At 73.4% G+C, this 14,863-nt stretch carries 10 protein-coding genes; 6 read left to right on the top strand and 4 right to left on the bottom strand.

The genetic code is table 11. The features are described 5' to 3' along the window. Positions 1–90 precede the first annotated feature (90 nt). From pflB to ACIRST_RS10240, 4 genes are all read left to right on the top strand, one after another. Positions 91–2,358 carry a formate C-acetyltransferase gene (gene pflB, locus ACIRST_RS10255; protein WP_402801441.1) on the top strand — a complete coding sequence of 756 codons (2,268 nt, stop codon included), beginning with the start codon at positions 91–93 and terminating at the stop codon, positions 2,356–2,358. Positions 2,359–2,488: 130 nt separating this feature from the next. Continuing rightward, the gene (gene pflA, locus ACIRST_RS10250) at positions 2,489–3,376 is read left to right on the top strand and encodes a pyruvate formate-lyase-activating protein (RefSeq protein ID WP_402801440.1); all 888 of its coding nucleotides are present in this window, start codon (positions 2,489–2,491) and stop codon (positions 3,374–3,376) included. 221 nt (positions 3,377–3,597) lie between these two features. After that, positions 3,598–4,722: a DUF4185 domain-containing protein gene (locus ACIRST_RS10245; protein ID WP_402801437.1), complete on the top strand. Its 1,125-nt coding sequence runs from the start codon at positions 3,598–3,600 to the stop codon at positions 4,720–4,722. A 253-nt stretch (positions 4,723–4,975) separates the two neighbouring features. After that, on the top strand, positions 4,976–5,350 hold the full coding sequence (locus tag ACIRST_RS10240) for an SMI1/KNR4 family protein (RefSeq protein ID WP_350520703.1): 375 nt from the start codon (positions 4,976–4,978) through the stop codon (positions 5,348–5,350). An 81-nt stretch (positions 5,351–5,431) separates the two neighbouring features. Here the strand turns inward: ACIRST_RS10240 and ACIRST_RS10235 are convergent, their stop codons facing one another. Next, entirely contained in the window at positions 5,432–6,625 is a 1,194-nt protein-coding gene (locus ACIRST_RS10235; protein ID WP_402801435.1) for a damage-control phosphatase ARMT1 family protein, read from the bottom strand. 134 nt (positions 6,626–6,759) lie between these two features. Next, complete coding sequence (locus tag ACIRST_RS10230; RefSeq protein ID WP_350520701.1) at positions 6,760–7,332, bottom strand: helix-turn-helix domain-containing protein; 573 nt, start codon at positions 7,330–7,332, stop codon at positions 6,760–6,762. Positions 7,333–7,454: 122 nt separating this feature from the next. Here ACIRST_RS10230 and ACIRST_RS10225 point away from each other — a divergent pair, with 122 nt between their 5' ends. Both ACIRST_RS10225 and ACIRST_RS10220 read left to right on the top strand, forming a co-directional pair. Next, positions 7,455–7,895 carry a nuclear transport factor 2 family protein gene (locus tag ACIRST_RS10225; protein ID WP_350520700.1) on the top strand — a complete coding sequence of 147 codons (441 nt, stop codon included), beginning with the start codon at positions 7,455–7,457 and terminating at the stop codon, positions 7,893–7,895. A gap of 181 nt (positions 7,896–8,076) precedes the next feature. Beyond that, the gene (locus ACIRST_RS10220; protein WP_402801433.1) at positions 8,077–12,264 is read left to right on the top strand and encodes an AAA domain-containing protein; all 4,188 of its coding nucleotides are present in this window, start codon (positions 8,077–8,079) and stop codon (positions 12,262–12,264) included. A gap of 90 nt (positions 12,265–12,354) precedes the next feature. Here the strand turns inward: ACIRST_RS10220 and ACIRST_RS10215 are convergent, their stop codons facing one another. After that, positions 12,355–13,605, bottom strand: coding sequence for a ParB/RepB/Spo0J family partition protein (locus ACIRST_RS10215; RefSeq protein WP_402801430.1), 1,251 nt, complete (start codon positions 13,603–13,605; stop codon positions 12,355–12,357). Continuing rightward, positions 13,605–14,243 carry a ParA family protein gene (locus ACIRST_RS10210; RefSeq protein WP_350520697.1) on the bottom strand — a complete coding sequence of 213 codons (639 nt, stop codon included), beginning with the start codon at positions 14,241–14,243 and terminating at the stop codon, positions 13,605–13,607. Before ACIRST_RS10210 ends, ACIRST_RS10215 begins: the two co-directional genes overlap by 1 nt. Positions 14,244–14,863: the final 620 nt, after the last annotated feature.

Genomic DNA, 14,863 nt, shown 5'->3' with positions numbered 1-14,863 from the left:
CCCCTGGTCCGTCGGGAAGTTCCGGACGAGGACCGGGGCCGACGGCGGGACCACCACGGTGGCGGTGAATCCGAGAAGGGAGCCAGAGAGATGACTGTCCGGCAGCACGACGAGACGACTCGGGACGCCTGGGAGGGCTTCCGGGGCGGACGATGGCGGGAGACCGTCGACGTCCATGACTTCATCCGGCACAACTACACCCCGTACGAGGGCGACGCCGCCTTCCTGGCCGGCCCCACCGGGCGGACCACCGCGTTGTGGCGGCGGATCACCGACCGCTTCCCGGAGGAACGCGCCAGGGGCGTGTACGACGTCGCGCACGACGTTCCGTCCTCCGTCACCGCGCACGCGCCCGGGTACATCGACCGGGGGAGCGAGCTGATCGTCGGCCTGCAGACCGATGCCCCGCTCAAGCGCGCGATCATGCCGAACGGCGGCTGGCGGATGGTCGCGGGTGCGCTGCGGACCTACGGCTACCCGGTCGACCCGCAGCTGGAGAAGGTCTTCACCGCGTACCGCAAGACCCACAACGCCGGGGTGTTCGACGCCTACACCCCCGAGATCCTGGCGGCCCGCCGGGCCGGCGTCATCACCGGCCTGCCGGACGCCTACGGGCGCGGCCGGATCATCGGCGACTACCGCCGGGTCGCCCTCTACGGCGTGGACCGGCTGGTCGCGGCCAAGCTCGCGGAGAAGGCCGAGCTGAACGCGGCGCCCGCCGACCCGGCGGTCCTGGAGGAGACGATCCGCGAACGCGAGGAACTCGCCGAGCAGATCCGGGCACTGGGCGAGCTCAAGGAGATGGCCTCGGCCTACGGGTACGACGTCTCCGGGCGGGCCCGCACCGGCCGCGAGGCGCTGCAGTGGCTCTACTTCGCCTACCTGGCGGCGGTCAAGGAGCAGAACGGCGCGGCGATGTCGCTCGGCCGCACCTCGACCTTCCTCGACGTCTACCTTCAGCGCGACCTGGACGCCGGGCGCCTCACGGAGGAGCAGGCGCAGGAACTGGTGGACGACTTCGTCATCAAGCTGCGCATCGTCCGCTTCCTGCGCACCCCCGAGTACGACGAGCTGTTCTCCGGGGACCCGACCTGGGTCACCGAGTCGATCGGCGGCATGGGCGCGGACGGCCGCACCCTGGTCACCCGGACGTCCTTCCGCTTCCTGCAGACCCTGTACAACCTGGGCCCGGCGCCCGAGCCGAACATGACCGTGTTCTGGTCGCCACGCCTCCCGCGGGGGTTCAAGGAGTTCTGCGCCCGGGTGACCATCGACACCTCCGCCGTGCAGTACGAGTCGGACGAGCTGATGCGCCCGCGCTTCGGCGACGACACGGCGATCGCCTGCTGCGTCTCCGCGATGGAGGTCGGCAAGCAGATGCAGTTCTTCGGGGCCCGGGTCAATCTCGCCAAGACGCTGCTCTACGCGATCAACGGGGGCCGGGACGAGACGTCCGGCGACCAGGTCGGCCCGGCCACCGCCCCGGTCGGCGACGGCGTGCTCGACCACGACGAGGTCCTGGCCCGCTTCGACGAACAGCTGGAGTGGCTCGCCGAGACGTACGTTCACGCGCTGAACGTCATCCACTACATGCACGACAGGTACGCCTACGAGCGGATCGAGATGGCCCTGCACGACCGGGACGTCCGGCGCACCATGGCCTGCGGCATCGCCGGCCTCGCGGTGGCCGCCGACTCGCTGTCCGCCATCAAGTACGCCGAGGTCACCCCGGTGCGCGACGGGACCGGGCTGGTCACCGACTACCTGATCGAGGGCGACTACCCGGCGTACGGCAACAACGACGACCGGGCCGACGGGATCGCGGTCCGGCTGGTCGAGGAGTTCATGGCGAAGGTCCGCAAGCACCCCACCTACCGCGGCGCCGAGCACACCCAGTCCGTCCTGACCATCACCTCCAACGTGGTCTACGGCCGGAAGACCGGCAACACCCCGGACGGCCGGCGGGCCGGCGAGCCGTTCTCCCCGGGCGCCAACCCGATGAACGGCCGGGACGGCCACGGCTTCGTGGCCGCCGCCCTGTCCGTCGCGAAACTGCCCTACGAGCACGCCCAGGACGGCATCTCGCTGACCAACACCGTCGCCCCGGACGCGCTGGGCCGCACCGAGGCGGAGCGGATCAGCAACCTGGTCGGCGTGCTGGACGGCTACGTCGCCTGCCACGGCTTCCACATGAACGTCAACGTCCTCGACCGGGACACTCTGCTGGACGCGATGGCCCACCCGGAGAAGTACCCGCAGCTGACCATCCGGGTCAGCGGCTACGCGGTCAACTTCGTCCGCCTCACCCGCGAACAGCAGCTCGACGTCATCAACCGCACCTTCCACGACGCGCTCTAGGCCGGTCTTCGAACCCCCGAACGTGGGGTCCGAAGACCGGGCCCGGGCAGCGTGACCGACCGTCCACGCGGCGCCGGCGCCCGCTCCGACCAGCGGACGCCGGCACCCCGCCGTCCTCCGGAGAATCGCCATGACCGAACCCGTCCTCCGCGAAGGCCCGCCGCGTCGTCCCCCGGCGGCTCGCGCTCCGAGTGCCGCCGAACCGATCGCCGCCGAACCGATCGCCGCCGAACCGATCGCCGTCACCCCGGGTGCCGTCACCCCCGCGGCCGCTGTCACCCGGCGCCCGGTCGGCGGCATGCTGCACTCGTGGGACCTGTCCACCGGCGTGGACGGCCCCGGCACCCGCTTCGTGGTCTTCCTCGACGGCTGCCCGCTGCGCTGCCTCTACTGCCACAACCCCGACACCCGCCACATGCGCGACGGCCGGCGCACCTCCGCGGACGAGATCGTCGCGGAGGCCGCCAAGTGCACCGGGTTCATCCACGCCTCCGGTGGCGGCGCCACCGTCAGCGGCGGCGAACCGCTGCTCCAGCCGGTCCTCACCGGCGAGCTGCTGCACCGCTTCAAGCACCAGCTCGGCCTGCACACCGCCCTGGACACCTCCGGCTTCCTCGGCGCCCGCGCCACCGACGCCCTGCTCGCCGACACCGATCTGGTGCTGCTGGACATCAAGTCCTGGGACCGCGCGCTCTACCGGCACCTGACCCAACGGGAACTCGCCCCGACCCTGGACTTCGCCCGTCGGCTCGCCGACCTCGGCAAGGAGACCTGGGTCCGGTTCGTGCTGGTTCCCGGCCTGACCGATGCGCCCGGGAACGTCGAGGGCGTCGCCGCGTTCGCCGCCTCGCTCGGCAACGTCACCCGCGTCGACGTGCTGCCCTTCCACAAGCTCGGCACGGAGAAGTGGCGAGCGCTCGGTCTGGAGTTCACGCTCGCGGACACACCGGTGCCCACCCGCGACCAGACGGCCGCGGCCCGCGCCGTGTTCGCGGCGTACGGGCTGCACGTCGTCTGACGGGACGGCGCCGCCGCGCGTCGGGGCACCTCGGTTCCGTCCCCGTCCGGCCCGCGGCCCGGGCTCGAACGAGCTGCGTGCGGATCGTGAACTCCGGTAATTCCTAACCAATTTGAGTGAAGGTTTGTTCACCGATCGATCGGGCGCCGGTGGATCGCCGTAGCCTCGGGAGCCGCAGGAAGCCGCGGGGATCCAGTCGACTCGGAAAGGCCATCGACACCATGACCCACTCATCGGGCGGGAACGACGCGACGACCGGCGGGCCCTCCCGCCGCACGCTGCTCAGGATCGGTCTCGGCGTCGCCGCGGGGGCGGGGGCCCTCGGTACGGGTGCTCCCGCGGCGGTCGCCAACGGCCCGTACGACCCGACCGCTCCGACGATCGCCACCAAGATCAAGAACCTCAGCGGGCCGGTCGAGACCGGGCCGTTCGCCTCGCCGTGGACGGACCTCGGCATCCCCGTGCGGTGCCCGGACGGGACCATGCTCTTCGTCTGCGGCGACACCTTCGACGGCGACCGGGTGGGCGCCGGCGACTGGCGCGCCCCGGTCGGCCTGCGCTCCGGCAGTGCGAACCCCGACAGCCTGCGCATCGACGGCAGCGTCGGCGGCGACCACGCCAGGAGCCTCGTCGACGAGCCGCACAACCCGGTCGGCGACAAGTTCACCACGGCGATCCCGTCCGATGTGTTCGTCGTCGACGGCGTGATGTACATGCACCTCATGCGCGGCGTCATCTACGACACCCACCACACCGACTTCTGGCGCTCCACCGACAACGGCGAGACCTGGGAGTACCTCTGCCAGTGGCCGGGAGACCTGCACGGCGGCCAGTTCCAGCAGAAGACGTACGCCGTGGCCGACGACGGCTACTGCTACGTGCTGTCCACGGTGTTCAACCGCGACGTGGAATCGGGCATGCTGCTGCACCGGGTCCGGCAGGACAGTCTCGGTAACCCGGACGCCTACGAGCCGTGGGGCTTCGCCGACGGCGGCTGGCGGTGGAACGCGCCCGCCCCGACGACCGTCTTCGGCACCCGCAGGTGGGGCGAGATGTGCTTCCGCGCCATGGACGGCAAGTACGTCCTCACCTGGCTCAACATGGACCCGCTGTCGATCAGGGCGATGGTCTTCCCCCTCCCGACCTCGGACCTGACGAGGACGCTGGAGCAGACCATGATCCTGCCCGGCGCCCCGGGCCAGGAGGTCGGCAACCTCGTCGCCAGCCCGTACGGCGGCTTCGTCGTCCCCGGTTCGACGTTCGGCAACTTCCACATCGTCGTCAGTCAGTGGTACGACGACACGAACTACCGGATCATGCAGTACCGGATCAACATGCTGTCCTGAACCTGATGCCGAACGTGAGGGCGGACCTCGACCTGAACGTGAAGCCGAATCCTGGACCTGAGGCTCAAGCTGAAGCTGCACAGCCTGAAGCTGCACCTCGACCTGCACCTGAGGTTGAGCTTGAGGTCGAGGTCGAGGTTGAGGTCGAGGCTCGCGCCGAGGTCCGGCCGACCCCTGGGTAGTCTTCGGAGCCATGTGGAGAGAAGCGGCTGGTGAGGCCTTCCCCGGGGCGGGGTTCCGGAGTCCCGCGCAGGTGACGGCGCTCGCCGAGGCGGAGCGCCGGCTCGGACGCGGGCTGCCCGCCGAGCTGAGGGAGCTGCTCCTGGAGAGCGACGGAATCATCGGGCGCACCGCGGTGGACACCGTGTGGCCTCTCGAAACGGTCGTCGAGCGGAACCTGCTCTTCCGTTCCGACGCCTCCTTCGCCCAGCTGTACATGCCCTTCGACGCCCTGCTCTTCTTCGGCGACAACGGGGGCGGGGACCACTTCGCGTTCGTGCGGACACCCGAGCGTCCGGACATCTTCGTCTGGGAGCACGAGGACGACAGCCGCCGGTGGGTGGCCCGGGACCTGGCGGACTACCTGGGCCGTTCCCTCGCCGCGGGCGGGGACGACTGGTACCGGTAGCCGCCGGCCCGGTGCGCCCTGCGGGGTGCCGCCTGTCGGGTGCCGCCCCACCAGGTGCCGCCCCACCAGGTGCCGTCCCGCCTACCGCCGGGCGTCGACCTGCAGGACGGCGTGACGGCCGTCGGTGCGCCACGGCGTACCGGTGTCGTCGAGCCGGGCGACGGTGGTGGCGTCGACGCCGACGATCACGTCCGACTTCAGGGTGCGCAGGGCTGCGACGGCGGACGGGAAGTGCGCCGTCGCGGCGGTGAACGGGGTGGTCGGCGGCCAGAGCCGGTCGCCGACCAGGCGGCGGTAGTTGAGGTCGCCCTTGACGACGGTCAGCGCCGCGTCCGCGAACTCGGCCCGGAGGTCGGCGGGCATGTCGTGGAAGGGCAGCGGCGCGCAGAAGAACGGATGCGTGCGGACCGCGAGCCTGCCGCTGCCCATCGCCTGCCACAGCCGCTCACCGACCGCCGCGGCGGCCGGCGTGGGCGCGGCGCGGAGGCGTTCGAGCGCGGCGAGGACGTCGGCCATCGTCGCGTCCGACACGAAGTACGGCTGCGGCTTCACGTACAGCGTGACCTGCGCCGCCGCGTCGCCGGTCAGGAGGTGGTCGATCAGCACGAGGTCCGGCAGCAGCTCCCGGCCCGCGTTGTCGGCGACGACGCAGAGCCGCCCGCCCCCGGCCCGTTCCAGCGCCTCCCACAGCAGCGCGCTGTCGTCGGCGACCAGGCCGGACGCGGCGGGCCCGCCCGGCTCCGCGGTGATCCCGAAGCTGAGGTCCGCGCGGTTGCCCCACAGCGAGGACGACAGCAGCGCCTCCCGCCGGCGGGTCTGCGGCAGCCCGTCGAGGGCGTCGAGCGCGGCGAGTTCGTCGTCGACCGCCGACCCGCCGAGCTCGGCGGCCTTGAACGGCGCGAACGGGTCGACGCCCTGCCAGGCGCCGGGCCGGAAGTAGCCGGTGGCGTCGAGGAGCCGACGGTAGAAGTAGCTCTCGGCCCACAGGAACGGCGCCTCGCCCCACGGCCTGCCCCACAGGCCCTCGCCCCACGCCAGCCACCGGGCCGCGTCGGCGGCGTCCGTCGCATCCGTCGCGTCCACCGCGTCCGCGCACAGCGGCTCCAGGACGCCGTCGGTGCTCTCCACGAGCAGCCGCTCGACGGCCGACCGCTCGGCGGGGCCGTACGGGAGGGCGTCGAGGACCCGCCGGACGAGCTCGGGGTGGCGTACGTGGAAGACGCTCCAGGGGAAGGACCCGGGGACGTCACTGCGGATCACGGGCGCGTTCGACACGGTGGGGCTCGTCCCTCGTCGTCATCGGGCAGGTGGGTGCGTCGGTCGCCGACCTTACGCGGGTGGCGGCCCGGAGTCGCGACGCGGTGCTGCGGCGCGGAGTCGCGGCGCCGGGTTGCCGTGCCTCCGGGGTGTCACTGCGGCCGCAGTCCGGCGAAGACGACGTCGAAGATCCGCTCCCGGGCCCCGGGGTCGGCCGCGAGCTGCTCGGTGGCCGTGCCGACGCCGACGAGCAGGGCGATCAGCTCCGGCAGGCCCACCTCGGGGCGGACGGCCCCGGCCCGCTGCGCCGCGGCGAGGAGTTCGGTCAGCTGGGACCGCATCTGCTCGGTGGACTCCCGCAGGGAGGCGTGCACGTCGACCCCGGCCTCGGCCAGGGCGCGGGTGAACTCCTGCTTGCCGGCGGAGTGTTCGACGATCAGGCGGAAGCTGGCGAAGAAGGCCTCGGCGGGCTCGGCCTCGGCCGCGAGTTCCGCGGTGCGCGCGGTGATCGTCTCCAGCCTGCGGACCATGACCGCCTCCAGCAGTGCCTCCTTGGTGGGGAAGTGCCGGAAGAGGGTGCCGACCCCGACCCCGGCGGCGCGCGCGATCTCCTCGGTCGGCACGCCGATGCCGCGGGTGGTGAACACCTCGGTGGCGGCGTCGAGCAGCTTGGCCCGGTTGCGGGCCGCGTCGGCGCGCAGCGGTCGTTCCGATGCCCCGCTCATGCCTGTCTCCTCCCGTCCGCGGCGCGCGCGGATCTACCCCTGGACAACCGGAGTGGCTGGTCCGTATCGTGTGAAGCGGAGTCGCTAGTCCGATTCTAGCGGCGCGATCCTGGGGGTTGATCATGTCCGAAACGCTGTCGCCGCGCGAGGTCTTCCTCAAGCTGCTGGAGGGCATCACCGAAGGACGGTTCTCCGAACTGGCCGAGCTCTACGCCGAGGACACCGTGGTGGAGACCGTCTTCGAGCCGGTCGGGCCGCGCCGGTTCGAAGGGCGAGCCGTCCTCGCGAAGCGGTTCGCGGAAGTCGCCGAGCACTCGCCCCTGCGGCTCACGGCGGAGAACGTGGTGATCCGGGAGACCGACGATCCCGAGGTGATCGTCACCCAGTGGGACTACCGGGCCCACCACCGCGCCACCGGCCGGGACTTCGAGACCGCGAACATCCAGGTCCTGCGGGTCCGCGACGGCCGCATCGTCCACAGCCGGGACTACCACGACCACCTGGCCTTCCACACGGCCGGCGGCACCCTGCCCCAGCTGGTGGCCGCCCTGGAAGGCGAGTAGCCGGCCCCTGCCGGAGCGCTCCGCTCGCCCCCGAGCGCTCCGGCCGGCGCCCCACCACGGCCGCCCGCAGCGGGCCCGCCGCCGGCACTCGGCTCACCCGCCCGGCGTCCGGTAGATTCGGCCGCCGGCTGACGCACACGAAGCGGCTGCGCGCAGCAGGTTCGACGCAAGGGGGCGACGGGTGGGGAGCGGGGACGGGCGGGGCCGGCGGGCGGGGGACCTGCTGGAGTGCTGGCGGGCGATCGAGCTGTTCAGCCCGCCGTCGATCCCCGAGGTGCCGCGCAAGCGCCGCGCGGGCCGGCCCCGGGCCTCGGACCCGGTCGTCGTCGACGTCACGCCGGCCGCGGGCCAGGCGGCGGCGCTGCTGCCCTGGTCGCCGGAGCACCCGGAGACGGCGGCCCGGCGTGCGCCGCGCGGGATGGTGTGGCGGCACGAGGTGTACGGCGGGGTCTTTGAGGTGGAGCGGCTGCGCCAGGCGATGATCGCCGTGCTGCCGGCGGGCACCGACCCCGATCCGGGGGTGCCGCAGGAGGAGCTGAAGCTGTCGGGCCGCAGCGCGATGTTCGCGCTGGTCCTGGACGAGCACGGGCGGCCGGTCGAGGAGACCTCGGTGGTCTCCGCGTGCGCCTGGGCGACGGGGCGGCTCTTCGACCCCGGGCCGTCGACGCCCGGGTGGCTGGACGGCTTCGAGGAGCTGGGCGAGGCGTTCGAGGTGGCGGTGGGGCAGCTGGCCGCCGCGCCGATCCGGTACGCGCCGGGGGCCCGGCCGCTGCCGAACCAGCCGCCGTACTCGCTGCCGAACCCGCTGCTGTCCCGGCCGGTGGGCGGCACGGTGCCCGGCCGCGCGGCCGGCGGCGCGGGGGCCGAACCGACGGGCGGCTGGCGGCAGTTGCTCGCGGAGGTCCTGGGCGGCGCGGCGGTGGCGGCGGTCGGGGCGCTGTTCGGCGAGGTCGCCGGGGCCGCCGTGCAGGGGGCGACGGAGCCGCTGGTGCGGCGCGTCGCCGAGTGGTCGGCGGTCCGCCGGACGGGACGGCAGGACGCCGAGGGGCCGGGGGCCGCGGCCGAGCCGCAGCCGTCCGCCGCGGTGCCGTCATCGTCCGCTTCACCCGCCACCGTTGCGCCCGTTTCCCCCGACGAGCCCGGTGGGCCCGATGGGCCCGATGGGCCTGATGGGCCTGATGGGCACGCTCCCGACGGAACCGACGAGGACACCGGCGCGCGCCCGGTCAAACTCGCCGACCTCGTCGCGCTGACCGCCCAGATCGCCCACCTGTGCGGCGTCGAGGAGCACCTCGACCCGCGCGTGATCCGGGTGCAGAGCCGGCTGGTGCGCCTCCCGCGCGACCCGAAGGCCAAGGCCGTCGCCCCGCAGCCGTTCCTCAACAGCTTCCTCCCGCCCGACCTCGCCCGGGTCGGCGCGGCGCTCGCCGACAGCGGCGGCGAGGGCCTCGGCCCCGCCCTGGAGGCCTATCTGACCGCTCGCCAGGACATCCCGGTCGCCGCCCGCACCGACCTGCTCGTGGACCGCCTCACCGTCCTCGAAGGCGTCGACCCGGCGCTCGTCCCCGCCGGGCGCTGGCCGGCCAAGGCGCGCTACCCGCTCGCGCTCAGCCAGCAGTTCGCGGTCAACCGCATGCTCGCCGACCGCGCCACCGGGACGACGGCCACCACCCCGGCCCCGGACGCCGGTGGCCTGTTCTCCGTCAACGGCCCGCCCGGCACCGGCAAGACCACCATGCTGCGCGACCTGGTCGCCGCCCTCGTGGTCGAGCGCGCCGCCGTGCTGGCCGGCTACCGGCGGCCCGAGGAGGCGTTCGTCGGCCGAGCCTGGCGCGGCAAGGACCGCCAGGGCGTCCACGCGCGCTTCGTCTCCGCCCTCGACCCGCGGCTCACCGGCCGCGAGATCGTCGTCACCTCCTCCAACAACGGCGCGGTGGAGAACATCACCGCCGAACTGCCCGGCGCCACCGCCCTCGACGAGCACTGGCACGGCGGCCCCGACCACTTCTCCGACCTCGCCTCCGCCCTGCTCGGCGGTGCGCCCGCCTGGGGGCTGGTGGCCGCCGTCCTCGGCAACAAGACCAACCGGACGCGGTTCACCGAGCGCTTCTGGTGGGGCCGCCTGCCCGAGGACGAGAACGCCGTCCGCACCGCCGCGGGCCTCCCGGCGCTGCGCGGCATGAACGCCGTCCTCGGCGACTGGGTCCCGCCGAGCGCGCCCAGGCCCGCCGCCCGCACCCCGCGCGACCGCCGCACAGCCACGGCCCCAGCGACCGTGACATCGACCCCCGCCGCCCCCGCCACCTCTGCCGAGCCCGTCCCCTCCTGGCCCGAGGCCGTCGCCGCCTTCCGGGCCGCTCAGGGCGAGGTGGAACGCCTGCGCGCCGAACGCGCCCGCCTCGCCGCGGCGCTGGCGACCACCCGGTCCGACCGGCTCGACGCCGACCTCGGCGCCCTGAGCGCCGCCGTCGTCCGTGCCGACGAACGGGTGGCCGCCGCCCGGACCCGCTCCGACGCCGCCGCCACGGCCGTCGAGACCGGTGCGAGCGCCGTCCGCACCGCCGAAGCCGCCCACGAGGCCGCCGACCGGGGCGTCTCCCGGGCCCGCCAGGCCCTCGAAGAAGCCCGGAGCGTCCTGGCCGTCGCCCGCGAACGCGCCGACCAGCACCGCCGACAGGTCGACACCCTCACGGCCCTCCACGACGAGCCCCCCACCGCGCAGTCGGGCCTGCGCGCCGGGCTGCGCCGCATGCTCCGGAGCGAGGCCGAGCGCCAGGCCGCCGAGCAGCACCGCGAACGCAGCCAGGCCGAACTCCTCGCCCTGCTCGTCGAGCAGCACACCGCCCTGGCGGACGCCAACGGCCACATCGCCCGTTGCGTGCGCGCCGAGGAGCAGGCCGCCGCCGAGCTGCGCACCCGCTCCACCACCGACGTCACCGCGGCCGCCACGGCTGCCGACTTCGCCCGAGCGCTGGAGCGTGCCGCCCTCATCGAGGAGTCCGCCGCCCACGAAGCCCTCCAGCGGGCCCGACAGGACGCCCGCACGGCCCTGCAGGAGCTGGAGAGCGCCGTCGCCCGCGTCGACGCCGCCCACCGCTCCCTGCGCGAGGCCGCCGAGACCCTCCCCTCCCTGCCGCTGGACTGGCTCCACCTCGACGACCCCGAGCAGGAACTCGGCGCCCCCTGGGCCGACGAGGCCTGGAGCACCGCCCGCAGCGACCTGTTCCTGCGCGCCCTCGACCTGCACCGCGCCTTCGTCGCCAACACCGCCAAGCGGATCCGCAGCAACCTCCAGGTCCTGGTGGAGCTCATGGCCGGCACCAACGGCCCCGTCCCCGACGAGCAGGTCCTGCACGCCTGGCAGACCCTCTTCCTGCTCGTCCCCGTCGTCTCCACGACCTTCTCCTCGATCGGCAGCATGTTCGCCCGCCTCGGCCGCGGCTCCCTCGGGTGGGTCCTCGTCGACGAGGCCGGCCAGGCCACCCCGCAGGCCGCCGTCGGCGCCCTGTGGCGCGCCCGCCGCGCCGTCCTCGTCGGCGACCCGCTGCAGCTCGAACCCGTCGTCACCATGCCCAGCGCCCTGCAGCGCCGCCTGCTGCTCGCCCACGGCGTCGACGAGGAGTGGCTGCCCTCCGCCACCTCCGCCCAGGCCGTCGCCGACCGGGTCAACCGCTACGGCACGTACCTGCCCGCGCCCACCGGCGCCGAGGACGAGACCGTCTGGGTCGGCTCACCGCTGCGCGTCCACCGCCGCTGCGAGGAGCCCATGTTCACCGTCAGCAACGAGGTCGCCTACGGCGGCCTGATGGTGTACGGCACCCACCCGCAGCCCTTCCCCGACCCCGAGCACGACGGCCTGCTGCCCAGCCGCTGGCTCGACACCCCCGACCCCGAACGCCCCGCCGACGCCCCCTGGGGCGAACGCGACCGACGCGCCCTCACCTTCCTGCTGAGCCGGCTCGACCGGCACGAGGTCGGCGTCGACCGCCTCCGCATCATCGCCCCCTTCCGCGCCCTCGTCCGGGAGGCCCGCGACACCTGCCGCACCCTCCCCGGCTGGAGCGCCGAACACCTCGACGAACGCTGTGCCACCGTCCACAAGGCGCAGGGCAAGGAGGCCGACGTCGTCATCCTGCTGCTCGGCGCCGGCCGCCGCGGCGCCCGCGCATGGGCGGCCGGCACCCCGCACCTGCTCAACGTCGCCGCCAGCCGCGCCAAGCGCCGCCTGTACGTCGTCGGCGACCGCGCCCTGTGGGCCCCGCTGCTCCACTTCGACGTCCTGGCCGACGAACTCCCCGTCTACGACCACATCGAGGACCGCGACACCTGGCCCCTCGACACCCCCGAACCGCCGGCCCCGCCCGCGTAGCCCACCGGGCCCTGACGTGCCGCGCCGGGCCCGGAAAACAGCGGTGTCCCGCCCCACCCGCGAACGGGTGGAGCGGGACACCAGGGTGCGTCAGCTGCTGGTCGTCAGCAGACGGTTCGCCAGGGCGTCGGCGAGGCGGTAGGCCTCGTCGGCCGAGAGGGTACGGCAGATGGCGTCCGCCAGTTCCTCGACGTTGTGCCAGTCGACACCGTCCAGATCGGCCTGCGGGGCTGCGACCGCCGGCTTCTCGCGCTGCTCCGGCATCGGGACCGGGTCGGAATTTTCCGCGGAAAATCGGTCGGCGCCCGAAGCGGGCTCGGCGCTCGCGGACGGAGCCGCCTTCGGAGCTGCCGGGGCTGCAGGTTCCGGCCGAGGCGCGGCCGGCGTCGTCGGCGCCGGGGCCGCCGCCGACGGCGCGGATTCCGCAGCCGGTCGGCTGACCGGCTCGGCAGCGGCCGGGGCGGGCGCCGGGGCAGCTATCGCGGCGGGTGCGGTGACCGTTTCGGCGACCGGCTCGGCGGCCGGTGCCGACGCGGCCGCCGGCTGCGGAGCCGGCACGCCGGCCGGGGCGGCCTTGACGCCCGCCTTCGCCTCCAGCCGCGCCGCCCGCTTGAGCGCCACCGCGTCGGCGTCGGCCTGCAGCAACTGGTCCAGCTCCGCCGTCTGTTCGGCCAGGGACATCTCATCGATGCCCTTCACCGACCCCAGCCGCCGGGCGACGTTGATGGAGACGCCCTCCTCGCCGCGTGCCTTGGCCCGCACCTGGCGCTGCAGCTCCGGGTGGAGCTTCAGCAGGTTCTTGCGGTGCGAGATCCAGCTCTGGGACCAGCCCTCGGCCTCGGCGGCCTCCTTGGCGGTGGGGTACTGCGCCACGATGAGCAGGACCGCGTTGGCCTCCTCGATCGGGTCGAAGTCCTTGCGCGCCATGTTCTCGTCGAGGGCCGCCCGCAGCAGGGTCGCCTTGGACTCGGCCACCGAGTCGTCGACGACCACGAGCAGCTGCTCACGCCCGTACAGCTGCGCCGCGGCCCGACGGCGGTTGCCGTTGACGATGACCACGTCCTGCGGGCCCGCGCCGAGCACCTGCCGGTCCTCCGGCCACAGGAGCAGGTAGGCCGCCGGGGTGACGGCGAGGCAGCTCTGCAGCTGGCGGTCCTTGATGCTCGCCAGGTCGGAGAGGTCGCCCAGCTCGTCGCGGGGGTTGCGCGGGTTGGGGAGGCAGTTGGCGGTGGGGATCCACCGGGCCGGGGTGTTGTTGGCGCTGCTGCCGCTTTCCACACCCGGGGCGTCGACGACCGGGTCGGCGGCCATCGAGGCGAAGGAGACACGACGGCCTGCCATCAGCGACCCCCGTACCCGAGTTCGAGGGACAGGCGGAAGAAGTCCTCGCGGGCCCGGTAGGCGGTGCCGCTCTCCTTGTACTGGGTGACGACGGTGCCCTCGGCCACCGCCCGCGAGTGGATCTTGTACCGGCGCAGGACGGTCTTGGCGCGGGGCCAGCCCTTCGCCGCGATGTACGCCTCGGTGTCCTCCAGGTCGGCGCGGCCGTCGCGCGGGTCCCAGTTGTTGACGACGATCCGGAAGGGGATGTCCATCGGCTCGATGACCTTCTGGATGGTCCGGGCCGTCGGGTCGAAGCACAGCGGCTCGGTGATCATCGGGACCAGGACGTCGTCCGCGATCTCCAGCGCCCGGCGCAGGATCTCCTCGTCGGCCAGGGTGCCCGGCGTGTCGATGAAGATGTGCTGGTACTCGTCCTTCTCGCCCAGCACGTCGAACGTGCACGCCGCGAGGTTGACCGTCGTGGTGGTCTTGCCGACGCCGCCCTTCTGGTTGGCGATCACGTGGATCTTCGCGCCGGTGTTCTTGAGGTGGATCAGCTGTTCGGCGTGGTCGTGCGCCGCCATGAAGTCGAAGGGCAGGTTGTCGCCCACCCGCTCCGCCCAGACGACGGCGGACCCCTGGGGGTCGGTGGACACGACAAGCACGGATGGCTTCATGATGTTCCGTTCTCTCCGTGGGCTTCCCGGGCTGACTGCCCGGTACTGCGGATGTCCGCCGTTCAAAGCCGCGAACGGTGGACGGGGACAGCATTGCAGATGATCAACTGGGAGTCGGACGCGACCCGCCCGTTTTCGCGCACAATGATCGTCTCCGGCGCCCGCTACCGTCCCCGGAAAGCGGTTCTCCCCCGCGTGAACGGCCTCTGCCCCGGTGATCCGGGAAACCGCGGGCCCGGCTGCGGCGGAGGGGGGAGGGAACAGGAATCGTGCACGGCACTCGCCGATTCACACATCCGGGAAATCGCCGGAAGTGACGTTCCGGAAATCATGACGGACCGCCAGATCGAAAGCCGTCGGAATTCCCCCGCGTCCGGACCGGCGGACTGCCACCGCGACGGCCGACGGGCCGCCGACGGCCACCGAGGCGCCCGAAGTCCCGGAACACCACGACAGTGGACAGTAGACAAACGATGGACGCGCGGCGGGCGGCACGGGCCGCATCGCGCCGCCCCGCCCGTCCATCGCTTGTCGCCCGGCGCGGCGGATCGTTCACCACGGCGCAGGCACACGGCCCGCGCCGCCCACCGCACACACAC

It is taken from the genome of Kitasatospora sp. NPDC101447, assembly GCF_044767225.1.
In the GTDB taxonomy this organism is placed as follows: domain Bacteria; phylum Actinomycetota; class Actinomycetes; order Streptomycetales; family Streptomycetaceae; genus Kitasatospora.
Note: the sequence above shows the minus strand (reverse complement) of the source record. Positions and strands in the feature narration are given on the sequence as shown.